The organism is Weissella thailandensis, assembly GCF_001932615.1.
GTDB lineage: Bacteria > Bacillota > Bacilli > Lactobacillales > Lactobacillaceae > Weissella > Weissella thailandensis.
This window is the reverse complement of sequence record NZ_CP014332.1, coordinates 1,242,633-1,265,482: the sequence shown is the minus strand read 5'-3', so window position 1 is coordinate 1,265,482 and position 22,850 is coordinate 1,242,633. Positions and strand designations below refer to the sequence as shown.

20 protein-coding genes and 1 other annotated feature are annotated in these 22,850 nt (G+C 38.4%); of the genes, 15 read left to right on the top strand and 5 right to left on the bottom strand.

Annotation, left to right across the window (positions count from 1 at the left end):
- Window positions 1-91: 91 nt before the first annotated feature.
- Entirely contained in the window at window positions 92-715 is a 624-nt protein-coding gene (plsY, locus tag FOL01_RS06200) for a glycerol-3-phosphate 1-O-acyltransferase PlsY (protein WP_075269835.1), read from the bottom strand.
- A 195-nt stretch (window positions 716-910) separates the two neighbouring features.
- On the opposite strand from plsY, the gene parE reads away from it, so the two are divergent.
- From parE to FOL01_RS06185, 3 genes are all read left to right on the top strand, one after another.
- Window positions 911-2,938, top strand: coding sequence for a DNA topoisomerase IV subunit B (parE, locus tag FOL01_RS06195; protein WP_075269834.1), 2,028 nt, complete (start codon window positions 911-913; stop codon window positions 2,936-2,938).
- Between the two features lie 6 nt (window positions 2,939-2,944).
- Window positions 2,945-5,404 carry a DNA topoisomerase IV subunit A gene (gene parC, locus FOL01_RS06190; RefSeq protein ID WP_075269833.1) on the top strand — a complete coding sequence of 820 codons (2,460 nt, stop codon included), beginning with the start codon at window positions 2,945-2,947 and terminating at the stop codon, window positions 5,402-5,404.
- Window positions 5,405-5,485: 81 nt separating this feature from the next.
- Window positions 5,486-6,412, top strand: coding sequence for a manganese-dependent inorganic pyrophosphatase (locus tag FOL01_RS06185; RefSeq protein WP_075269832.1), 927 nt, complete (start codon window positions 5,486-5,488; stop codon window positions 6,410-6,412).
- An 84-nt stretch (window positions 6,413-6,496) separates the two neighbouring features.
- Here the strand turns inward: FOL01_RS06185 and FOL01_RS06180 are convergent, their stop codons facing one another.
- Complete coding sequence (locus FOL01_RS06180) at window positions 6,497-7,114, bottom strand: GntR family transcriptional regulator (protein ID WP_075269831.1); 618 nt, start codon at window positions 7,112-7,114, stop codon at window positions 6,497-6,499.
- Between the two features lie 244 nt (window positions 7,115-7,358).
- Between FOL01_RS06180 and FOL01_RS06175 the strand changes: the two genes are divergently transcribed.
- From FOL01_RS06175 to FOL01_RS11090, 3 genes are read left to right on the top strand one after another with little or no spacing between them, the layout of a single operon-like run.
- Window positions 7,359-8,621 (top strand): quaternary amine ABC transporter ATP-binding protein, encoded by a 1,263-nt coding sequence (locus FOL01_RS06175; RefSeq protein ID WP_075269830.1) that lies wholly within the window; start codon window positions 7,359-7,361, stop codon window positions 8,619-8,621.
- A 1-nt stretch (window position 8,622) separates the two neighbouring features.
- Window positions 8,623-10,356: an ABC transporter permease/substrate binding protein gene (locus FOL01_RS06170; RefSeq protein WP_075269829.1), complete on the top strand. Its 1,734-nt coding sequence runs from the start codon at window positions 8,623-8,625 to the stop codon at window positions 10,354-10,356.
- Between the two features lie 17 nt (window positions 10,357-10,373).
- Complete coding sequence (locus FOL01_RS11090; RefSeq protein ID WP_156835000.1) at window positions 10,374-10,544, top strand: hypothetical protein; 171 nt, start codon at window positions 10,374-10,376, stop codon at window positions 10,542-10,544.
- A gap of 143 nt (window positions 10,545-10,687) precedes the next feature.
- Here FOL01_RS11090 and FOL01_RS06165 read toward each other — a convergent pair whose 3' ends face one another.
- The gene (locus FOL01_RS06165) at window positions 10,688-12,028 is read right to left on the bottom strand and encodes an ISL3 family transposase (RefSeq protein WP_075269828.1); all 1,341 of its coding nucleotides are present in this window, start codon (window positions 12,026-12,028) and stop codon (window positions 10,688-10,690) included.
- Window positions 12,029-12,340: 312 nt separating this feature from the next.
- On the opposite strand from FOL01_RS06165, the gene FOL01_RS06160 reads away from it, so the two are divergent.
- The 4 genes from FOL01_RS06160 (at window position 12,341) to FOL01_RS06145 (ending at window position 16,463) form a co-directional block, all read left to right on the top strand.
- Window positions 12,341-13,684, top strand: a complete 1,344-nt coding sequence (locus FOL01_RS06160; protein WP_075269827.1) for an FAD-dependent oxidoreductase — start codon at window positions 12,341-12,343, stop codon at window positions 13,682-13,684.
- 71 nt (window positions 13,685-13,755) lie between these two features.
- Window positions 13,756-14,021: a binding site (T-box leader), on the top strand.
- Between the two features lie 38 nt (window positions 14,022-14,059).
- Window positions 14,060-14,905, top strand: coding sequence for a MetQ/NlpA family ABC transporter substrate-binding protein (locus tag FOL01_RS06155; protein ID WP_075269826.1), 846 nt, complete (start codon window positions 14,060-14,062; stop codon window positions 14,903-14,905).
- Between the two features lie 12 nt (window positions 14,906-14,917).
- The gene (gene msrA, locus FOL01_RS06150) at window positions 14,918-15,448 is read left to right on the top strand and encodes a peptide-methionine (S)-S-oxide reductase MsrA (RefSeq protein WP_075269825.1); all 531 of its coding nucleotides are present in this window, start codon (window positions 14,918-14,920) and stop codon (window positions 15,446-15,448) included.
- A 73-nt stretch (window positions 15,449-15,521) separates the two neighbouring features.
- The gene (locus FOL01_RS06145) at window positions 15,522-16,463 is read left to right on the top strand and encodes a diacylglycerol/lipid kinase family protein (protein ID WP_075269824.1); all 942 of its coding nucleotides are present in this window, start codon (window positions 15,522-15,524) and stop codon (window positions 16,461-16,463) included.
- 49 nt (window positions 16,464-16,512) lie between these two features.
- Here the strand turns inward: FOL01_RS06145 and rnjA are convergent, their stop codons facing one another.
- Window positions 16,513-18,192, bottom strand: a complete 1,680-nt coding sequence (gene rnjA, locus FOL01_RS06140; RefSeq protein WP_075269823.1) for a ribonuclease J1 — start codon at window positions 18,190-18,192, stop codon at window positions 16,513-16,515.
- Window positions 18,193-18,195: 3 nt separating this feature from the next.
- Window positions 18,196-18,408, bottom strand: a complete 213-nt coding sequence (locus FOL01_RS06135) for a DNA-directed RNA polymerase subunit epsilon (protein WP_075269822.1) — start codon at window positions 18,406-18,408, stop codon at window positions 18,196-18,198.
- Between the two features lie 256 nt (window positions 18,409-18,664).
- Between FOL01_RS06135 and FOL01_RS06130 the strand changes: the two genes are divergently transcribed.
- From FOL01_RS06130 to typA, 5 genes are all read left to right on the top strand, one after another.
- Complete coding sequence (locus FOL01_RS06130; protein WP_075269821.1) at window positions 18,665-19,147, top strand: hypothetical protein; 483 nt, start codon at window positions 18,665-18,667, stop codon at window positions 19,145-19,147.
- 45 nt (window positions 19,148-19,192) lie between these two features.
- The gene (gene def, locus FOL01_RS06125; RefSeq protein WP_075269820.1) at window positions 19,193-19,780 is read left to right on the top strand and encodes a peptide deformylase; all 588 of its coding nucleotides are present in this window, start codon (window positions 19,193-19,195) and stop codon (window positions 19,778-19,780) included.
- 5 nt (window positions 19,781-19,785) lie between these two features.
- Window positions 19,786-20,073 (top strand): UPF0223 family protein, encoded by a 288-nt coding sequence (locus tag FOL01_RS06120; protein WP_075269819.1) that lies wholly within the window; start codon window positions 19,786-19,788, stop codon window positions 20,071-20,073.
- A 5-nt stretch (window positions 20,074-20,078) separates the two neighbouring features.
- A complete protein-coding gene (locus FOL01_RS06115; RefSeq protein WP_075269818.1) occupies window positions 20,079-20,864 on the top strand; it encodes an inositol monophosphatase family protein in 786 nt (261 codons plus the stop codon).
- Window positions 20,865-20,938: 74 nt separating this feature from the next.
- Window positions 20,939-22,783: a translational GTPase TypA gene (gene typA, locus FOL01_RS06110; protein ID WP_075269817.1), complete on the top strand. Its 1,845-nt coding sequence runs from the start codon at window positions 20,939-20,941 to the stop codon at window positions 22,781-22,783.
- Window positions 22,784-22,850 lie beyond the last annotated feature (67 nt).

Below are 22,850 nucleotides of genomic sequence, written 5' to 3'. Positions count from 1 at the left end.
GATAATAAATAAAAAAACTCTCTCAGAGTAAGTTAGATGTAGATAAACTGGAAAAGTTATCGCCACTAACATTCTGAGAGAGTTTTATTTATTATTTTTTTGATAACCAATAGCCCAGTCCAAATGGGACCTTTGATTCAGTACCATTAAAAATTCGCTTAATATTACCACGGTGTCGGTAAAAGACGAATATGGTTAGTATGAGGGCAATCGTTGTTAATAACCAATCATGCAACCAAAATGCTGATAGTAAGGTAACGATAGTAAAGCCAAGCATTGAACCAATTGAGACCATACTAGTAAGCAAAATGGATGAAATAAAGGCAATGACGGCAGCTAGGAACATAGAAGGACTATATAGTAACAAGACACCAACAGAGGTGGCAACTGCTTTACCACCTTTAAAGCCAATCCACATAGAAAATGTATGACCTAAGATAGCACCTAAACCGATAACCATGAAAGCCCATTGGGGTGTTGGCCCCCAGATACTGGCCATCAAAGCACCTAGTATTCCCTTGCATAAGTCGATAATTAAGACGATTGTGCCGGGTATTGGACCTAATGTTCTAAAGGTATTAGTGGTACCAATATTTCCCGAACCTAATTCTAATATATTCTTCTTATAAAAGATCTTTCCAATCCAATATCCTGTTGGAATAGACCCAAATAAGTAAGCCAAAATAAAACTAATAATAAAATGAAAAATCGTCACAACGATATCTCCTTAAATGTATTTTAATAATTGCATGGTTCTATTGAATTACAGAACGATATCTATTCTAGCATGTTTCTAAAGGTTGAGACTTTAAATTTTTTTAATAGTATTGCGTCAGAGGTTAGTTTTGAGCTATTATGAAATCTGAAACGTATTAAATTGCAAGTTAAATTATATGAAAGGGAAACGTCCATGGCAAAGAAAAATGATTATTCGGATGATTCCATTACAGTTTTAGAAGGACTCGAGGCAGTTCGTAAACGACCGGGGATGTATATTGGATCAACAGATGGAAAAGGTCTCCATCATTTAGTGTATGAGATTTTTGATAATGCTGTTGATGAGGCATTGGCCGGTTACGGTGATGAAATCAATGTAACCATTCATGAAAATAACGCCATTACAGTGGTAGATCATGGTCGTGGTATGCCCGTGGGCATGCATTCATCTGGTAAACCAACACCAGAGGTTATTTTGACAGTTTTGCATGCTGGTGGAAAATTTGGCCAGGGTGGTTATAAGACGTCAGGAGGCCTACATGGTGTTGGCTCTTCGGTTGTTAATGCACTATCTAGTGACTTAGTTGTTACGATTGTACGAGATGGTGTGAAGTATCAGGAGCATTTTATAAACGGTGGTCATCCTGATGGCACATTAAAGAAGATTGGTAAAACAAAGGAAGCTTCTGGGACGACGATTACTTTTAAACCAGATCCTCAAGTTTTTTCAACAACGATTTATAATTTTAATACGTTGGCCGAAAGATTACGTGAGTCGGCATTTCTGCTTAGTGATGTCAAAATCACCTTAACTGATGAACGGTCAGGGCAAGAACAAACCGAAACGTATCATTTTCCGGAAGGGATTAAGGCTTTTGTCACTTATTTGAACGAAGATAAGGATACTTTAGGTGACATCATGTATTTTGATGGCACTGCGCAAGGAGTTGAAGTCGAAGTATCCGCACAATATAATGACGGTTTTTCGGAAACGATGATGTCTTTCGTTAACAATGTGCGAACGCCAGATGGTGGTACCCACGAAGCGGGTTTGAGAGCAGCCTGGACTAAAGCATTTAATGACTATGCTCGACGCGTAAACCTGCTAAAAGATAAGGACAAGAATCTTGAGGGCTCGGATGTTCGCGAAGGATTGTCAGCGGTTATTTCATTGCGAATTCCAGAAAATATTCTTCAGTTTGAAGGTCAAACAAAGGAGAAACTAGGAACACCTGAGGCCAGGACAATTGTTGATAACATTATCACTGAGCAACTTGGTTTCTATTTAATGGAAAATGGTGAATTTTCTCAGAACTTAATTCGCAAGTCTCTTCGTGCTAGGGAAGCGCGTGAGGCAGCCAGAAAGGCCCGGGATGAGGCTCGTTCTGGTAAAAAGAAAGGTAAAAGTGAACGCCTATTATCTGGAAAATTAACGCCTGCCCAATCGAAAAATGCTAATAAAAATGAACTTTTCTTGGTGGAGGGTGATTCCGCTGGTGGTTCTGCTAAACAAGGTCGTAATCGTAAATTCCAAGCAATCTTACCTTTACGTGGTAAAGTGTTGAATACTGAAAAGGCCAAATTGCCCGATATTATGAAGAATGAAGAGATATCGACAATTATTTATACCATTGGTGCTGGTGTTGGACCTGAGTTTAAAGTAGCCGATGCAAATTACGATAAAATTATTATTATGACCGATGCGGACGATGATGGGGCCCATATTCAAACGCTGTTACTGACTTTCTTTTATAAGTATATGCGTCCATTAATTGATGAGGGTAAAGTTTATATTGCTTTGCCACCGTTGTACATGTTACGTAAAGGTAAGGGCAAACAACAACAAATTGAGTATGCCTGGACCGATGATCAACTAGTTGAAGCTGAAGAAGAAATTGGTCGAGGATACACATTACAACGCTTTAAGGGGCTTGGTGAGATGAATGCTGAGCAACTTTGGGCGACAACAATGGACCCAACACAGCGTACCTTGATTCGGGTTAAAGTTGACGATGCAATGCTAGCTGAAAAACGGGTTACCACGTTGATGGGTGACAAGGTTGAACCTCGTCGTAAATGGATTGAAAGTAATGTTGCCTTTAACTTAGTCGAAGAGGGTGATACCCTCCTTGAGGAGGCGGTTCAAAATGAAGAGCTCAGTTCACAAAGTAAAGAATTTGTCACGCCAATTATTGAAAGTTGGCAAGATAAAAAGGAGTAAGATTGAATGGTAGAAATTGGCAATATTCAAGAATTAAGTCTTGAGGCGGTTATGGGTGACCGCTTTGGGCGTTATTCGAAGTACATCATTCAAGAGCGTGCATTACCAGATATTCGTGATGGGTTGAAGCCCGTACAACGCCGTATTTTGTACGCCATGAATAAGGATGGTAATACTTTTGATAAACAATTCCGTAAATCTGCAAAATCAGTTGGAAATGTTATGGGTAACTTCCATCCACACGGTGACTCTTCAATTTATGAAGCACTCGTACGCATGTCTCAGGACTGGAAATTACGGGCACCTCTCGTTGAAATGCATGGAAACAATGGATCAATCGATAATGATCCACCAGCAGCTATGCGTTATACAGAGGCACGTTTGTCGAAATTAGCTGGTGAAATGTTACGTGATTTGGAAAAAGATACTGTTGATATGGTATTGAACTTTGACGATACTGAATATGAACCAACAGTCTTACCAGCACATTTTCCTAACCTGTTAGTAAACGGAGCAACTGGCATTTCTGCCGGCTATGCAACAGATATCCCACCTCATAACCTAGGTGAAGTAATTGATGCATTGATTTATCTATTGGCACATCCAAAAGCGAGTTTAGAAGATTTGATGGGCTTTGTTCAGGGACCTGATTTCCCCACTGGGGGGATTATAGAAGGTGTGGATGGAATTAAATCCGCCTATAAAAATGGTCGTGGTCGCATTGTTGTCCGCTCAAAAACTGAAATCGTTAGTTTAAAGGGTGGTAAATCACAAATTCAAGTTAGCGAGATTCCGTATGAAGTCAACAAAGCAAACTTAGTTAAAAAGATTGATGAGTTGCGCTTAAATAAAGATGTATCAGGAATCGTTGAAGTTCGTGATGAATCTGATCGTGATGGGTTATCAATTGCTATTGAATTAAGTAAAGATGCAAATGCCCAAGGTATTTTAGCTTATTTGTTAAAGAAAACTGATTTGCAAGTTACTTATAATTTTAATATGGTAGCGATTCATGATCTACGTCCAGAACGAGTGGGACTAAAAACCGCTTTACAGGCATTTTTAGACCATCAAGTTGAAATTATTACTAAGCGAACAGAGTATGATTTACGTAAAGCGAAGGAACGTCAACATATTGTTACTGGTTTAATCAAAGCACTGTCAATCCTTGATGAAGTGATTGCAACGATTCGTAGTTCGGAAAATCGTAAAAGTGCTAAGCAGAATTTAGTTGATCAATATGATTTTTCTCTCGAGCAGGCGGAAGCAATCGTTACTTTGCAATTGTATCGATTAACGAATACTGATGTGACACAATTACAAGCAGAATTTGAAGAATTATCTAACCAAATCATGCACTTTAATGCTATTTTGTCAGAACCTAAAGTATTACGCCAAGAATTGCGTCAAGAACTAAAGACCATTAAAAAGAATTATAGTACACCGCGACTAACAGCTATTGAAACAGATGTTCAAGAATTGAAGTATGATTCGACTGTGACCGTTGCTGACGAAGATGTTGCCGTGCTTGTATCGAAAATGGGATATGTTAAGCGCTCATCATTGCGTTCGTATAAAGCGTCAGGAGATGAAAACGGGCTGCGTGATGATGATCAGACGTTATTTGTCGATCGTGTCAATACGCTACAACATATGTTTATCTTTACTAACAAGGGACATGTTATTTATCGCCCTATTCACGAGTTACCTGAATTCAAGTGGAAAGAACCTGGTGAACATTTATCACAATCAATAAGTGGTTTTGTTGCTGATGAGGAGATTATCCGTGTTGAGGTTGTGGACGATATTAATTCATTAGAAGGTACTTGGCTAAGTGCGACAAACGATGGTTATATTAAACAATTTAGTTTTGAAGATTTAACGCCTCGAAGTACGTACAAAAAGCGAAGTACCGTCTATATGAAGTTGAAGGCTGATGATGCAGTCATAGTTGGTCTGGAGTATCTACCTGTAGGAGCAACAAGTAATCGTACTGTCGTCCTAACAACAAGACATGCAGTTGGCTTGCGTTATGATGTCAATGAAGTACCAACGTCTGGTAATCGTACGGCAGGTGTAAAGGCAATGAACCTAGCTGCTGATGATATCATCGTTGGTATGGCAACGGTAACGGCAAAGCAAGCATTGGCTATCATTACGCACCGGGGTGCCTTTAAATGGATGTCAGTTGATGAAATACCCGTGACGAGTCGTGCTCGCAAAGGGGTTGCTATCATGAGGGAGTTAAAGAAGGATTCCCATGAAATCGTGGCAACTATCATTGTTGATCAGCAGGCACCAGCACCATTATCGATTTTTACGAGCCGTGGCAAACAGTTTGACGTGTCACCTAAGGATCACGGTTTGAGTCAACGATACAGTAATGGTAGTTTTATTATTGATGTTGCAACTGATGGACAACCCGTAAGTATCCGTTTATATGATGAAACAAAAGTAGAAAATTAAAGTTTTCTGGATGTTTCATCATTAAAAATGGTGTATTATTAATAATAATGATAAAGAAATAATGAATTGGAGAATTATCTGATGACTAAGACGTTGGTTTTTGGACACCAAAATCCTGATACAGACACAATTGCATCTGCTGTTTCTGCAGCTTACTTTTTAAATAAAGCTTATCAAGTTGATACAGAAGCTGCTGCTTTGGGAACACCCAATGCAGAGACTGAATATGCATTAAACTATTTTAAATTAGAAGCACCTCGTGTTATTGAGCAAGCCGACACAGAAGAAGTCGTTTTGGTTGACCACAATGAGGCAAGCCAATCAGTTGCTAATTTAGCTGATGTTACCGTAGCTGGTGTATATGATCACCACAAGATCAATTTCACTTCAGCTGCCCCATTATGGTTCATTAATAAGCCATTAGGTTCAGTTGCCACTTTGCTTTATTATGAATACAAAGACGCTGGTATTGAAATTCCAGCCAAGATTGCTGGTTTAATGCTTTCAGCAATTATTTCTGACACGCTTTTGCTAAAGAGCCCAACGACAACATCTGCCGATAAGCCAGCATTAGAAGGACTAGCCAAGATTGCTGGTTTGGACGATTATGAGGCTTATGGTTTGGAAATGTTGAAGGCCGGAACGGATCTATCAACTAAGTCAGCAAAGGACTTAATTGATGGGGATGCTAAGTCATTTGAGCTAGCTGGACAAACTGTACGTATTGGTCAAGTTAACACAGTGGATGTTAATGATGTGTTTGCTCGCCGCGATGAAATCGCAGCTGCAATTGAAACTGAATTAGCAGAAGATGGTTATAGCACATTTGTATTCGTTGTTACTAATATCTTGGATTCAGACTCAGACATTCTTGTTTTGGGTGAAAACCAAGACAAGGTAGCAGCTGCATTTGGGGTAACATTAACCGACGGTCGTGCATCATTACCAGGTGTTGTTTCACGTAAGAAGCAGGTTGTGCCACCATTAACAACAGCCTTTGAAGGATAATAAAAAAGAATTGCTGAATAACAAATTTCTACTAGTTAGGAATTTGAATCAGCAATTCTTTTTTGTATATTTTTAACTGAACACTCATTCATAAAAAAGATTATAGACATTTTGTACGCTTAATTCGTTACCAACAAAGTAAAGTGTGTCATCTTTTTCTATTTTGGCGTATGGACCAGGTGATAGTGTCAAGCGGTTTTCATGGAGAATACCAACTAGAGTTGTACCAGTTTGATGCCAAAAGTTTAATTCACTAACAGTTTTATCAAACATTGGCGAATCATTGTTTAACTTTAATTCATAAGGCCTAAATGGATTGTGCTCTTTATAATATTGGGTTTGTTCAATAAAGGCATTTAGTGATTGTGTTAGGGTTTCTAATCCTGCCTCTTGATTCGCAATTTGCTTAACCAAATCAGTCTGTAAGTTTTGTAGGTTTTGTGCATCGCTTTCTGAATTAATAAATTCTTGTGCTTTTTCGCGAGAAATGATGATAGCACCACTGCCATGATGGGTTTCGACAATACCTAAATCTTCTAAAATACTAATTGACCGACGAGCAGTTTCTGAAGATACGCCATAATTAGTTGCGAGTGTTGATCGCGCATGAATTTTTTTACCGACTTGTAGTTGACCATTACTAATCTGTTCAGCAATTCGTAAAGCGATTCTTCGATAGCGAGGTTGCTTAATGGTTGGCATAAAATCCTCCTAAAATTAGTCATATACTTACAGAATACCATATAATGCGCTAAACGTCCGCTTTTAGCAATTAAAAAAATAATTGGTACGGTTGTTTAATTAAATAATAGCACAATAACCTTAACATTTGCATAACATTGGTATAGATGGTATAATTTGACCAAAGTGACAACCTTATGTTTAAAATAGAATTGTCACTTAGCGAGAGCAGTATGTCTTTCGAACAAGTAGGAGGAGAAAATATATGTCAAAGGTAAAAATTGAACACCTGACTAAGGTTTTCGGAAAGCGTGTTAAGCCAGCACTACAGTTGGTTGAACAACATGAATCAAAGACTGAAATCTTAAAGAAGACAGGATCAACTGTTGGTGTATATGACGCTAACTTATCTGTCGAAGAGGGTGAAATCTTTGTTATCATGGGACTTTCTGGTTCAGGTAAATCAACGTTGATTCGACTATTGAATCGGTTAATTGAACCAACATCAGGTCATATTTATATTGACGACGAAGATGTTTCGGGACTCAATAAGGAAAAATTGCTTGATGTTCGACGGAAAAAAATGAGCATGGTTTTCCAAAGTTTTGGATTATTTCCACACCGCACTATTTTACAAAATACCGAATATGGTCTTGAAGTAAAGGGTGTACCTAAGTCTGAAAGACGTGAAAAAGCTGAAAAGGCATTAGATAATGCCGATTTGTTAGCGTTTAAGGATCAATATCCAAGTCAGTTATCTGGAGGTATGCAACAGCGTGTTGGGTTAGCGCGTGCATTGGCCAACGATCCGGAAATACTACTAATGGATGAGGCCTTCTCAGCCTTAGATCCATTGATTCGTCGTGATATGCAAGATGAGTTATTAGATTTGCAAGAGCAATACCAAAAGACGATTATCTTTATTTCCCACGACTTGAATGAGGCTCTTCGTATTGGTGATCGTATCGCTATTATGAAGGACGGGGAAGTTGTTCAAGTAGGTACTGGAGAAGAAATCGTTACGCAACCTGCTAACGATTATGTTCGTGCCTTCGTTGAAGATGTTGATCGTTCAAAGGTTTTGACGGCTGAAAACATCATGATCAATCCATTCTTCACTAATATTGAAGTTGATGGACCTAACGTTGCATTGAAGAAGATGCGTACTGAAGAGGTTTCAGGATTGATTGCTGTTGATCGTCGCCGTCAATTCCAGGGTTACATTACCAGTGAGGATGCTATCCGGGCACGTACAGAAGGATTAAAGTTAGCAGATGTTGCTAAGCAGATTCCAACTGTTGAGCCAGATATGTTAGTCATGGATATTATGCCACTGATTTATGACTCACCAACGCCATTGGCTGTTGTTGAGAATGGTCGTTTACGTGGTATCTTAATTCGTGGTCGTGTGCTTGAAGCCTTGGCTGCAAATGGGCAATCAGATGAAGCTGAAGCTGTTGAAGCTGAGATCGAAAAGAAACATGCTGAATCCGAGTCAAAGCAAGTAGACGCAAAGGAGGAAGTATAAAATGTTTGTTCTAGCAGATTTATTTCCTAAGTTGCCTTTAGGTCCTTGGGTTGACTCAGGAATTGATTGGCTAACGGATCATCTGAGTGGTCTGTTCGATGCTATTCAAAGCGGTGGAAATGTTGTGATGGATACAATGACTGGTGCGCTATCAGCAATTCCAGTTTGGCTATTCATTATTGGTGTGACAATCTTTTCAATCTTGATGTTTGGTAAGAAGTGGGGAGTGCCATTCTTTACATTCATCGGTTTGTTGATTGTTGAAAATCAAGGTCTCTGGTCAGACTTGATGAGTACGTTTACCTTGGTTATTATTTCTAGTTTGATATCAGTTATTATTGGTGTCCCACTTGGAATTTGGATGGCTAAGAATGAAACGGTTAATAAAATCATTCAGCCAATCTTAGACTTTATGCAAACAATGCCCGCCTTTGTTTATTTGATTCCGGCGGTTGCATTCTTTGGTATCGGAGTTGTTCCTGGTGTATTTGCGTCAGTTATCTTCGCATTGCCACCAACAGTTCGTATGTCAAACTTGGGTATCCGTCAAGTACCTAATGACTTAGTTGAAGCAGCTGATTCATTTGGATCAACTGGAAAGCAAAAGTTATTTAAGGTCGAGTTACCACTTGCACAAGGAACTATCTTCTCTGGAATTAACCAAACGTTGATGCTAGCACTTTCAATGGTTGTTATCGCGTCAATGATCGGTGCACCAGGACTAGGACGTGGTGTTCTATCAGCCGTACAAAACGCTGATATTGGTAAAGGATTTGTTAATGGGTTCTCATTAGTTGTTTTGGCAATTATTATTGATCGCTTTACACAAAAACTTAACCGTACACCTGCAGATAAGGCCGCAGCGGAACCAGCCAAGCATCACTGGAAGGGTTGGACTGCCCTTGCCGTAGTGGTCGCTATGATTGGTGGTGGTGTGGTTACATCATTAACTTCTGGTAATTCACAGAAGGAATCAGTCAAGTTGGTTTATGTGCAATGGGATTCAGAGGTTGCATCAAGCAATGTCTTGGCCCAAGCAATGCGTCAACATGGTTATGAAGTTGATTTGACACCACTTGATAATTCGATCATGTGGCAATCAGTTGCTAATGGTCAAGCTGATGCCTCTGTATCTGCTTGGTTACCAACAACTCACGGTGCGCAATATAAGAAATATAAGAATGACATTGATATAGTTGGTACTAACTTGAAGGGTGCAAAAACTGGATTAGTTGTACCAAAGTATATGGATGTTGATTCAATTGCTGATTTGCAAGATCAAGCCGGTAAGAAGATTACAGCTATTGAGCCAGGAGCTGGTGTTACTAAGGGTGCTGAAAAAGCACTTAAGGATTACGGCATCGGTGATCAAGGTTGGCAAGTTACGCCTTCATCATCTGGTGCAATGACTGTTGCCTTAGGTAAAGCAATTAAAGCAAAGCAAGATATTGTTGTTACTGGTTGGGAACCACACTGGATGTTCCAAAAGTATGATTTGAAGTACTTGAAGGATTCAAAGCAATCATTCGGTAGTACCGAATCATTAAAGACAATGACTCGTAAAGATTTGAAGCAGGACAAGCCTGATGCATACAAGGTTCTAAAGAACTTTAAGTGGACCAAGGAAGACATGGGTGAAGTTATGCTTGATATCGAAAATGGTAAGTCAGCCAAGAAGGCTGCAAACACTTGGATTAAGAATAACCAATCACAGGTTGATTCTTGGTTCAAGTAAGGGAGAAAATATAGTATATGTTGACCGAACAAATTGAAGATGCCTGTATTTATTTCATAGTCATCGTATTAGCGCTTGTTGTTAGTGTGACGATTATGGCAGACAAATCGTTATTTGCTCAAATCATGCTGATGCTGGGTACAATTACTGGTACAGTCATGTTAGTAAAGCAGTGGCGAAACAATTGATGAGGTTGTAACCATGGTGATTTATAGTCACCATGGTTTTTTTATGGCCTAAATTTGAATTTTTATGGCTCTGTGTCAAATAGCGTGAAAAACAGTAAAATCGATTAATTAGGTTTGTGAAAAGCGACTGTGAATCTGACAGATTATGTCAGATTCATGGTCGTTTTTTGTGTTAATAAGTTCATGAAGTTTACTTTAATTTGGTGACGATTAAATAGTTGTAGACGAATTCTGAAAAAGTAATTATGTGGGTTACCATAGCCGTAGGCCGTCCGGCCAATCTGTTTAATACGACGATTTGTTCCTTCAATACGTCCATTGGAAGCAGGATTTGAAAAGGCATTCTTAATACCTTTATAGTTTTTCTTGTAGCTTAAAATAACCTGATCCATTGCAGAATGGTTTGGTTTATACTGAGCTACAATTGCGGAGAAGTCATCAAAGGAATGATTCTGCTGGGATGTTAATATTGCTTGATAAACTTCATAAGCTTGCTTAAAGTGATGCGATAAACCAAACACTAGTTGTAAAGCATCCTGAGGGTACATGTATTCATTAATGCCTTTGAACCAACGAGTTTGGTTTAAATCCAGTTTGGTAAGGTTGGTAATGAAGAACTGCCAATTTGATTTCAGTAATTTGTAAACACGACTGTGTTTATTGTTAATGGCTCGTTGGATAGTGATTCTTGTAGATTGCACAGCTTTCATTGCCAGTTGAATAATGTGGAAACGATCAATAATTATTTGAGCATTGGGAAACATCTGTCTTAGAGGAGTACTATAGTTAGCGTTCATGTCTGTGACAACGTACTCTACTCGTTGTCGATTAGTTAAAGCATAATTCGACAAGTACTTTCGGATATTTGTGCTTGTTCTATTTGGGAAAAGCTCAATTAGTTCACTAGTACGACCATCGATCATTTCAAAACTATATTGATACTTAGCGTAATGAAATTCATCAACACAAATAACCGTTGGTAATTTTTTAGTGTAATTTGTTTGGTAGGCCTTGGCTGCGTGATGCATTAACTGATTCACTTTACTTGTTGATAAATGTAAAATATAGGCAATATTTTTTTCGGAAATATCACGTTTAGCCAAATCAATGATTTGGTGTAGTAAGGGTCGTGAGATTGATGACCTTTCCATAAAATCTGGTGATTGTGCAACAAAGGTACTCCGGCAACGACGACATTGGTAACGTTGTTTCGTTAAATATAAAATTTGTTGATAACCATTAGTGGTAGGTAATTTATACTTAGCGCTATCAGTACCCGATAAGTATAAATGATCAGTTAAACTAAAACCGCATTGTGGGCAGTATTCAGGAGGAGTAGCTAGACTGGCTTTATATAGTAAAACTAAATGATGATAATGCCCGTAAGGGACTAACTCATTGAAATTACCATCTTCAGAAATTATAAATTTAATATTTTTGTCTGTTAAACCAACTGAATTTAGGATAGAATCATTAATGGACATCAATAAATACCTCGTATCTGTTTTTTTCGTCGATTACATTTTACGCCGGTATCTTATTGGTGTCTTTTTGTTTGTGAAAAAGGCGAAATAAAAAGCGTGAAATTTTTAGTTTCACGCTAGAAAGTATAGAGCCATTTTTATTGACTTTATTGTGAAATAAGTTACAATATTAATTGTGAAACGTGTAACTAATAACTACCGTTAAATGATTTATTTAGCTTATAAATATTAATTTAACAGTGTTTTTAATTTGTGAATAGAATATTTTTTAATTAGCAAGTGTCATATGAGAGGAATTTTGGTGAAGTTATCATGAAAGTTGCAATTATTGGTAGTACTCATGCAGGTACATTTTCAGCGATTCAAGTTAAACAACAACATCCAGATGCTGAAGTAACGGTATTCGAACAACATACAACCGTCTCGTTTTTATCATGTGGTATCGCATTGTGGTTGGGTGACCATGTTTCTGACGAACAACGTATGTTCTATGAAACACCAGCGACGATGACAGATAAAGGTATCATTATGAAGATGCAACATGAAGTGGTTGCCGCGAACCTAGCTGAAAAATCTGTGCAGGTTAAAGACTTATTAACTGGAGAAATATCTTCAGAAATATTTGACAAAATTGTTATCACGACTGGATCAAAACCGTTACTTCCTAAGATTAGTGGCATCGACAGTGACCGTATCTATATGGTTAAGTCATGGGAAGATGCTCAGAAAATAAAAGCTGTTGCTAGTGATGTAAAACGTGCGATTGTGATTGGTGCTGGCTATATTGGTGCTGAAATTGCCGAGCAGTTTTCGGTGACAGACAAACAGGTGACTTTAGTTGATGGCTTTGACCGTGTATTGCCGAAAAACTTTAGCCCAGTCATTTCAAATCGTTTGGCGCAATCATTTCAAGAACATGGTGTGAAGCTGGCTCTCAATCAGATGGTGACCTCATTCGAGGATTTGCCTGATGGCGGCATTCGAGTCAATACGGATAAAGGTAGTTATGAAGCTGATATTGCTGTCTTAGGGATTGGATTTTTGCCTAATACACAGTTGTTTGCCGGGCAGATTGATATGCTTGATAATGGGGCTATCATTACTAACAAATATATGGAAACCAGCATGCCTGATGTTTATGCTGCTGGAGATGCAACGACTGTTTATTACAATCCAACACACGAATATGATTACTTACCACTAGCTACAAATGCGATTCGTCAAGGCATGTTAGTTGGTAAGAATATTGATGGTCATCATTTACCTTATAGTGGTACTCAGGGTACGTCAGCCGTTGAATTATATGGATTTGCCATGTCAGCAACTGGTTTGAATAAGGCAACTGCAGAACAACGTGGTTTGGAAGTTGAGGAAACAATCTACGAAGAGAATTATCGGCCTGAATTTATGCTATCAACCACACCAGTATTATCAACCTTAACTTGGGAAAAGAAAACACGGCGTATCGTTGGTGCAGCGTTTATGTCAAAACATGATATTTCCCAAGCTGCTAACGTTGTTTCTTTGGCAATTCAAAATAATATGACGATTGATGATTTGGCAATGGCTGACTTCTTTTTCCAACCTAATTTTACACAACCGATAAATTTTGTTGGTGCAACAGCTTTGCAAGCCGTCAATGATAGTGATGATTAGCGTAAGATTTATAAAACCTATTGACTTAAAAATTAGAATCATCTAATATATATTTCATACGTAAAACATTTTTAAACAAGTTGATCAGGGAAGTACATGATAATCCGATGTATAGAGAGCTGCAGTTAGCTGAAAAGCAGTCTGAGGAAGATGATGGAAAATGGCCTGTGATTGGGTATTATAAATGGCAAGTTCATGAATAGTACACGGGATGGTCTTCGTTATTAGACACACGTATAAGCAATGCATCATTTCGCACCCTGCTTGCACGTTCAGAGTTTTTATTGAGTAATCATTAGAAAAAATTAGAATGGTAACACGAGTAGTCGTTTCTAGGTTTAGATCCTAGGAACGACTTTTTTTATGGAGGAAAATATGAATAAAAGAAAAATACGGCTTGTATCGACAATTATAGGTGCATTGAGTGTATCTGTGTTGGTGACGAATACAGTTGGCCCAGAAGTCTCAGCAAATAGTAAGGCTAAGACTGTCACAGTTGGACTTGTGGGGGATTCTGATCGACAACTCTGGGAGTATGTTAAAAAAGATGCGGCTAAGAAATATAATATTAATGTCAAATTAAAGGTATTTACTGACTATGTAAAACCTAATCAAGCCTTGGTAGATAAATCAATTGATTTAAATGCCATGCAAACAATTGATTATTTTAAAGAACAGAATAAACACTTGGGTAAAAAATTGGTGCCAATTGGTAAAACTTATGTGACACCAATTAGGATTTATTCCGAAAAATACAAAAACTTAGATGATTTACCTAAAAATGCAACCATTATTGTACCAAATGATGGTTCTAACGAAAAAAGAGCATTAGATGTTCTAGAGTCTGCAAAATTGATCAAATACAATCATGATAAGAAAGTCCCTGGTGTTAAGGACATTACCACCAATAAGAAGAATTTTAAGGTAAAAGAAGTGAATTCTGAACAAACAGCATCGGCGTTAAAGGGGGTCGATGCTGGGGTAGTCAATACGAATTATGCATTGGATGCAAAGTTAGATATTGATAAAGCGTTGTATACAGAACCAATTAATAAGGCAAACAAGGGTTATATCAATATTATTGTTTCACGAAAAGATAAACAGAATAAAAAGATATACCGTCAAGTTGTAAAAACTTATCAAACAGATAAGACGAAAGCACATATGAAAGATTTATATGGTTCGGCTGAAAAGGCAGCTTGGGACATTAAACTAAAATAAGGAGATATGATTATGGTTGAAGAGACAGCAATTTTTGCAGGGGGATGTTTTTGGTGCATGGTTGAACCATTCGAAACGCTTCCTGGTATTTTAAAAGTTCGTTCAGGATATACGGGTGGATTTGTAGATAATCCAACTTACGAACAAGTAAAGGCCCATAAAACGGGGCACACTGAAGCAGTTAAAGTGTGGTTTGATACTGACGTCGTGACTTATAAAAACCTTGTTGATTTATATTGGCAAACAGCTGACCCAACAGATGCTATGGGACAGTTTCAAGATCGCGGTGATAATTACCGGCCAGTTATTTTTGTGAATTCTGAAGAGCAAGCAAAGATTGCTAACGAGTCTAAAGAAGCATTGGCATCATCAGGTATTTTTGGAGATGATCCGATTGTCACGAAAATTGAAAAAGCTGGTGTTTTCTGGGATGCTGAAGATGAGCACCAACAGTTTTATAAAAAACATGCTGAGACTTATGCAGAAGAAAAGCAGGCGCGTGATGCCTACAAAGCAGAATATTGGGGAATTAATAAAAAATAAGAGCGCTATAGGAAAAATTCACTTAACTCGTTATACTGATAGTTAACGATTGTATGAAGGGGTGACTGTCAAAATGGCATATAGTTTTTGGGTTAACCCAATTGCTGGTAATGGCGTTGCGAAACAAAAATGGCAAAAGTTACAAAGCTACCTAAATGAACAATCAATTGCTTACCGTGTGTTTTATTCTGATGGTCCAGGAGCTATTGAAAATCAACTATTTCAAAGCACACATGATCAAGTACCGGTGGTTATTATTGGTGGTGATGGAACACTTCATGAAGCGTTGAATGGTTTGCTAAAAAATAAGACACTAAACCAGACTAGGCCTATTGCCTATATTTCGGCTGGATCTGGTAACGATTTTGCTAGAAGCCATCAATTATCAGATGATCCAATTCAAGCGTTTAAACGGATTAATCGTCAGATAGAGCAAAATAACGTAATATTATTAGATATTGGCAAATGTCTTGATGAACAAACTAGTGAAGTATCCTATTTTGTCAACAATCTTGGTATCGGTATCGATGCTACGACCGTTGCCTTTGCTAATCAGTCAAAAATTAAGCGGTGGTTGAATCGATATCATCTAGGTGGATTCAGTTATTTTTTAGCCATTTTTCAAAGCTTGCAGCAACAAGATGCTTTTGGTGCTGAAGTGGTGTTACAGGATCAAAAGGAAAGTTATTGTACTAATAATGCCTTTTTAATAACAGTGTCGAATCAGCCGTATTTTGGCGGGGGAATTAAAATATTGCCTGATGCTAGTTCAGTTGATGGTCTCTTTGATATTATTTTGGTGGATCGTCCGAAAAGCTTAGGTCGTTTAATTTGGTTGATTGGTGCCTTGTTAAGAGGTAATCATTATCGATATTCGGAGGTACATCATTTGAAGTCAGCGCGGATTGGATTAAGATCCGAGACAAAAGAATATAGTCATTTAGATGGCGAGGTCATTCCGGCTAGAAAAAATCTCCTATACCTAAGCACTATAAAATATCCTTTCTATATATAAAAAATAAGACTCCACCTGAGATTAAGGTGGAGTCTTATTTTTTTATATTTTAAATCATAATGAACATAGGTAAAATCAGTGGTCGACGTTTTGTCTGTTCGAATAAGAAACGTTGTAATTGTGAAACAACTGCGTTTCGAATACTATGTTCGTTAGCAGTTGTTTCGTGCATGGCAGATAAGATTGCGTGGAATATTACCTTGCGACCTTCGTTTATTAATTCTTCAGACTCACGCATATAGATAAAACCACGTGATAATATATCTGGTCCGGCAGTGATTTCTTTATTCTTTAGATCGATCGTTGCAACAACAACGACTAGACCATCTTCAGAAAGCATTTGTCGGTCGCGTAATACAGCCGTACCAACATCACCGATACCGTTGCCATCAACATAAGTATCTTGGGCTGGTACATGACCAGCAACTCTGGCTTCATCTGGTGATACCGCAAGTACGTCACCATTGTCCAAAACAAAAGTGTTCTCTGCAGGAACGCCAACATCATGACCAAGTCCTTCATGAACCTTCAACATTCTGTATTCACCGTGAATTGGCATAAAGAATTTCGGCTTCATGAGTGAAAGCATTAACTTTTGTTCTTCCTGACCACCGTGACCCGAGGCGTGGATGTTATTGATTTTACCATGAATAACATTTGCACCAGCTTCTTCTAATTCATTAATAACGCGGTTCACAGATTGTGTGTTACCAGGAATTGGTGAACTAGAAAAGATGACCGTATCATTTGGCTGGATTGATATCTGTCGGTGGGTACCGTTGGCAATCCGGGCTAGGGCAGCCATTGGTTCACCTTGAGAACCAGTTGACATAATGAGAACTTCTTCTGGTGGTAAACGATTGATCTCGTGAGCATCTACTAACATATCCTCAGGAATATCAAGGTATCCAAGGGCTAGGCCATTAGTGACGGCGCTTTCCATTGAACGACCAAAGATGGCAATTTTGCGACCATGTTCAATTGCCGCTTTGGTTGCCATTTGAATTCGAGACATATTTGATGCAAAGGTTGCAAAAATAATTCTGCCATCAATTTCGTTGAATAATTTGTCAATGGTTTTCCCAACCCAACGTTCAGACTTTGAAAATTCTGGACGTTCAGCATTGGTTGAATCTGACATCAGTAATAGTACACCTTCAGAACCAATGCGAGCCATCTTTTGTAGATTAGGTGCTTGTTTAGTTGTTGGTGTTAAATCAAATTTAAAATCACCTGTTTCAACAATGGTTCCAGAAGGGGTATGGACGGCCACACCAAAAGTGTCGGGGATAGAATGAGTTGTACGGAAAAATTCAACACTCATTTTATCGAATTTAAGAACGGTATCTTCATTTATTTCATGTAGCTCTGTACTATTTAAAAGACCGTGTTCGTCTAATTTATTTTTGATCAGGGCCATTGCTAATGGTCCAGCATATACAGGAACATTGACAGCATTCAAAAAGAAGTGAATGGCACCAATGTGATCTTCGTGCCCATGAGTAATGACGAGTGCTTTAATTTTGTCTTTATTTTCTTTGAGGTAGGTATAATCGGGAATAACGTAGTCAACTCCGAGAAGATCATCTTCGGGGAATTTAACACCAGCATCAACGACGATAATTTCATCGCCAAATTCAATACCGTAAGTGTTCTTTCCGATTTCACCTAAACCACCCAAAGCATAGACTGCTGTCTCCTCAGGCCGAATAGTTAAATCAGTTTTCATATATTAAAACTCCGTCAACTTAAAATCTGGGCTCTGTTGCTCGTATGCAAGAGCCTTTTCTGATAGTTGTTCAATATGTTCGACATTGTAATCAGTATTTGATTCAACAGCTAAACGAGCAGCTGGTAAATCTGTTGCATCCAAGTATAGAGAATGTGTATTTTCACGTTCAGGACTTTGGAAGGTGTTAGGTTGATAGTAAACTTTAAAAATCATAGTAATAAAGTATCTCCTTATTTTTTATTCCGATTCTTTGTATATAGCTAGTTTAGCAGAAAATGGTATTATCTGCTACTAACGTAAAAGTTCTCCTTTACAATGTTATACATAAGGTATAACATTCGCGCGTATTTCGGTTATTAATAAATGTTGCAGTATTGCCGTCTAATCAATCGTTTTTTACTTGGAATTCAGGTACACTAAATATAATGATTATTAAAGAAATATGTAATTTTTTTGAAGGGAGACTATAATGTGGATTCTATGGGTTCTGATAGTTATAATAAGTGTTATTATTGCAGTAACAATTTATCGGCGATATGGGCGGCGTCTGACTGAACGACAAATTATTGCATCACAACAAATAGTGAATAAAGGTTTAACTTATGCTCTGGGTGATTTAGGGGATGCACTTTACTTGAATTCTGATAAATATATTTCTTCAACCTTGGTAGCCAATATTTGGGGTCATGAAGTGATGGCTTTTGAGTTTGTTTTACCAGTATCGGGAGTGCAAGAAGTTGTTGTGGTGAGACAAGCAGTTAACAATGCTTTAAGAGAATATGCTGAAAAAAATAATTTGCAGAGTGCTTCAGAAACAGATATGGCATTATTAGTAACAGACGTTTGGTATGATACACGTATACCGGAATTACATATTGATATTGCACACATTATTAACCAAGAAACGGCCGCTTATATTAGAGATTTAAGGAAATTGAATCAACCCGTTTAGAATTTGGTATACTAAAATTAACTTAAAAAATAGGAGATTCTGAAGATGTATTTGATGAATGAAATTACACGTGATGGTAATGAAGTTTTACGTGAGCGTGCAGCTAAGGTTGAATTTCCTTTGTCTGATGAAGTAAAAGAAGCGTCAAAAAATATGATGGAGTACCTGGTTGTCAGCCAGGACGAAAAAAGGAATGAGAAATATGGTTTACGACCAGGTGTTGGCTTAGCTGCACCTCAAGTAGGTATTTCACAACAATTTTCATCAATCTTAATTCCTACGGATGATGTAGAAGAACTACAAGATCAAAAAGAAACTGGTGATGATTACTTCTTTAAAGGAACGATTTACAATCCAGTTATTACCCGTCAATCAGTAAAAAAGGGCGCTTTATCAATGGGTGAGGGTTGCTTATCTGTGGATAATGACTTACCTGGTTATGTTGCACGATCATACCGAATTACCGTAAAGTTTCAAGATGAAACCGGCGAAAAGCAAGAGTTGCGTCTTGAGGGTTATCCTGCGATTGTATTCCAACATGAAATCGACCATTTGCACGGTACATTGTATTATGACCATATTAATAAAACTGATCCATGGGCCGAAACTGACAATACACGTTATTTAGGGTGATTTATATGGCAAACTCAGATAAAAATTTTACTTACCCAATTCTATCTGGTTGGAATAAAGATGATATTATCAATGCCAGTAAGTTATATTCGGCGGTGGCTAATGCCTATGAAATTAGTGTTGATCGCCAAACCTTATTGGACGCCTACGCTGCTTTTAAGACAGTCGTTCCTAGTAAAAGTGAAGAAAAACAAATTGGACGTGAATTCGAAAGCACATCAGGCTACAGTATTTACAAAACTGTGAAATTAGCGCGTCAGACGGAGAGCCATCATCTAAAAATGGAGGACTAGCGTTTATGAGTCAGGCACAATTACAAAAGATGGATGAAACGGTGCTCGGTTGGCTAGATGATGTAAGTGACATTGTCATGAAACGAGTTTGCCAACGAATGCAAATCGAGACAAAGTCTGGTCATCGAGATTTAGTTACCAATGTTGATCGAGAAGTTGAACAGTATTATGTGCAACATATTAGAACATTTGATCCGGAAGCACAGATTCTAGGCGAAGAAGGATTTGGGGATGCTGTAAAATCGACAGAAGGTCGGATTTGGTATGTTGACCCGATTGATGGTACGATGAACTTTGTCAAACAACAAGATGAATTTGCTACCATGATAGCTGTCTATGAAGATGGTGAACCTGTTATGGCATGGATTATGGATATCACCAATCATGATGTCGTTCATGGTGGGCCTGATTTTGGTGTTTTTCATAATGATGAACCATTGCAGGCACCAGCAGATGTGCCATTGAAAGATGGTCTTATTATTCTATCAGGTGCCCGACTATTATATGAAGAAAAGGGCTTTCCAGAGTTAGCTAAATCGGCGATTGGATATCGCGTTTACGGCTCAGCAGGAATTTCATATTTACATGTGCTAACAGGGAAAGCGGTTGCTTACCTCAGTCGTATGCGACCATGGGATTTTGCTGCTGGTGTTGTTCTGGCAAAATCTTTAGGATTAAAGGTTGGAACAATTGACGAACACCCTTTGAATATGTTAGTATCAGGTTCAGTGCTTGTGGCAACAGAGAAGACATACGATGATATTAAAGAAATTCAAAAGGAATGGACTTAATGTTGTTGGATTGATTGTCGATTGTTACACCGATTACAGAAACAAGTGACGTATGCGTCAAGGAGAATAGAATTTTGGCAAAACGCGAAAACATCCGCAATATTGCAATTATTGCTCACGTCGATCACGGAAAGACAACGTTGGTTAACGAATTATTAAAGCAGTCTGATACGCTAGATTTGCGTACAGAACTAGGCGACCGTGCGATGGACACAAACGATCTAGAAAAAGAACGTGGTATCACAATCTTGTCAAAGAATACAGCTGTCAAGGTTGGAGACAAGCAAATCAACATCATGGATACCCCAGGACACGCTGACTTCGGTGGTGAAGTTGAGCGTATTATGGGAATGGTTGATGGTGTTTTGCTTGTGGTTGATGCCTTTGAAGGTACAATGCCACAAACTCGTTTTGTTTTGAAGAAAGCCTTTGAACAAAACTTGACACCAATCGTTATTGTCAACAAGGTTGACCGTCCAGGTGCCCGTCCATCAGAAGTTGTTGATGAGGTTTTGGACTTGTTTATCGAGCTTGGTGCCGATGAAGAACAATTGGACTTCCCAGTTATCTATGCTTCAGCTATGAATGGAACATCATCATATGAGCCAGAAGTTGAAACACAAGAGCACACTATGGAACCTGTCTTTAAGACTGTCTTTGAGACAATTCCTGCTCCTGTTGATACTGCTGAAGAACCACTACAATTCCAAGTTTCACTACTAGACTACAATGACTTTGTGGGTCGTATTGGAATTGGTCGTGTGTTTAATGGAAGAATCAAAGTCGGTGATTCAGTTGCCGTTATGAAGGTTGATGGATCAGTGAAGAACTTCCGTGTAACAAAGTTATTTGGTTACATTGGATTGGATCGTATTGAAATCGAAGAAGCTCAAGCTGGTGATTTGATTGCTATTTCAGGAATGGAAGACATCTCTGTTGGTGAGACAGTTGTTGACCCTGCACATCCTGAAGCATTACCATTACTTCGTATTGATGAGCCAACCTTACAAATGACTTTCCGTATCAATGATTCACCATTTGCCGGACGTGAAGGTAAGTTTGTGACAGCTCGTCAGATTCAAGACCGTTTGAATCGTGAATTACATACTGATGTGTCATTGCGTGTTGCTGAAACTGATGAAGCCGGTGTTTGGCTGGTCTCAGGACGTGGTGAGTTACACTTATCAATCTTAATTGAAAACTTACGTCGTGAAGGCTTTGAGCTTCAAGTTTCACGTCCAAAGGTTATTATGAAGGAAATTGATGGCGTACAATCAGAGCCATTTGAGGCCGTTCAAATAGATACACCTGATGAGTATTCTGGAGCAGTGATTGATTCATTGAACCAACGTAAGGGTGAAATGCGTAATATGGAACCAACTGGTACAGGAACTACACGTTTGGACTTCATTGTACCTTCACGTGGTCTAATTGGTTACTCAACTGAGTTTATGTCATTGACTCGTGGATATGGTATCTACAACCACACATATGAGGCATATGGTCCTGTTGTTAAGAACTGGAATCCTGGTCGTCGTAATGGAACACTTGTTTCAATTAACCAAGGCCAAGCCACAACATATGCAATCATGGGTGTTGAAGATCGTGGAACGATGTTCATCCATCCTACTGATGACATTTATGAAGGTATGGTTGTTGGTATGAATAGCCGTGACAATGATATTTCAGTTAATGTTACTAAGGCTAAGAACCAAACTAACGTGCGTTCATCTAACAAGGACCAAACAGCTTCAATCAAGACGCCACGTGATATGACGCTTGAAGAATCAATGGAATTCTTGGATGATGATGAATACGCTGAGGTAACGCCAGAAAACGTTCGTATTCGTAAGCAAATTTTGAATACAAGTGAGCGTGAAAAGTTTGCTAAGCGTCGCAAGATGTCAACACAAGGTTAATATAAAAAATTATTTTTAATAAAACGGTTGTTGCCCAATTATGGGGAACAACCGTTTTTATTACTTA

What these genes read in the sequence shown, in the direction of transcription:
- parE (WP_075269834.1), top strand. Translation starts at nt 911, where the DNA reads ATGGCAAAGAAAAATGATTATTCGGATGATTCCATTACAGTTTTAGAA.
- parC (WP_075269833.1), top strand. Translation starts at nt 2,945, where the DNA reads ATGGTAGAAATTGGCAATATTCAAGAATTAAGTCTTGAGGCGGTTATG.
- FOL01_RS06185 (WP_075269832.1), top strand. Translation starts at nt 5,486, where the DNA reads ATGACTAAGACGTTGGTTTTTGGACACCAAAATCCTGATACAGACACA.
- FOL01_RS06180 (WP_075269831.1), bottom strand. Translation starts at nt 7,114, where the DNA reads ATGCCAACCATTAAGCAACCTCGCTATCGAAGAATCGCTTTACGAATT.
- FOL01_RS06175 (WP_075269830.1), top strand. Translation starts at nt 7,359, where the DNA reads ATGTCAAAGGTAAAAATTGAACACCTGACTAAGGTTTTCGGAAAGCGT.
- FOL01_RS06170 (WP_075269829.1), top strand. Translation starts at nt 8,623, where the DNA reads ATGTTTGTTCTAGCAGATTTATTTCCTAAGTTGCCTTTAGGTCCTTGG.
- FOL01_RS11090 (WP_156835000.1), top strand. Translation starts at nt 10,374, where the DNA reads ATGTTGACCGAACAAATTGAAGATGCCTGTATTTATTTCATAGTCATC.
- FOL01_RS06165 (WP_075269828.1), bottom strand. Translation starts at nt 12,028, where the DNA reads ATGTCCATTAATGATTCTATCCTAAATTCAGTTGGTTTAACAGACAAA.
- FOL01_RS06160 (WP_075269827.1), top strand. Translation starts at nt 12,341, where the DNA reads ATGAAAGTTGCAATTATTGGTAGTACTCATGCAGGTACATTTTCAGCG.
- FOL01_RS06155 (WP_075269826.1), top strand. Translation starts at nt 14,060, where the DNA reads ATGAATAAAAGAAAAATACGGCTTGTATCGACAATTATAGGTGCATTG.
- msrA (WP_075269825.1), top strand. Translation starts at nt 14,918, where the DNA reads ATGGTTGAAGAGACAGCAATTTTTGCAGGGGGATGTTTTTGGTGCATG.
- FOL01_RS06145 (WP_075269824.1), top strand. Translation starts at nt 15,522, where the DNA reads ATGGCATATAGTTTTTGGGTTAACCCAATTGCTGGTAATGGCGTTGCG.
- rnjA (WP_075269823.1), bottom strand. Translation starts at nt 18,192, where the DNA reads ATGAAAACTGATTTAACTATTCGGCCTGAGGAGACAGCAGTCTATGCT.
- FOL01_RS06135 (WP_075269822.1), bottom strand. Translation starts at nt 18,408, where the DNA reads ATGATTTTTAAAGTTTACTATCAACCTAACACCTTCCAAAGTCCTGAA.
- FOL01_RS06130 (WP_075269821.1), top strand. Translation starts at nt 18,665, where the DNA reads ATGTGGATTCTATGGGTTCTGATAGTTATAATAAGTGTTATTATTGCA.
- def (WP_075269820.1), top strand. Translation starts at nt 19,193, where the DNA reads ATGTATTTGATGAATGAAATTACACGTGATGGTAATGAAGTTTTACGT.
- FOL01_RS06120 (WP_075269819.1), top strand. Translation starts at nt 19,786, where the DNA reads ATGGCAAACTCAGATAAAAATTTTACTTACCCAATTCTATCTGGTTGG.
- FOL01_RS06115 (WP_075269818.1), top strand. Translation starts at nt 20,079, where the DNA reads ATGAGTCAGGCACAATTACAAAAGATGGATGAAACGGTGCTCGGTTGG.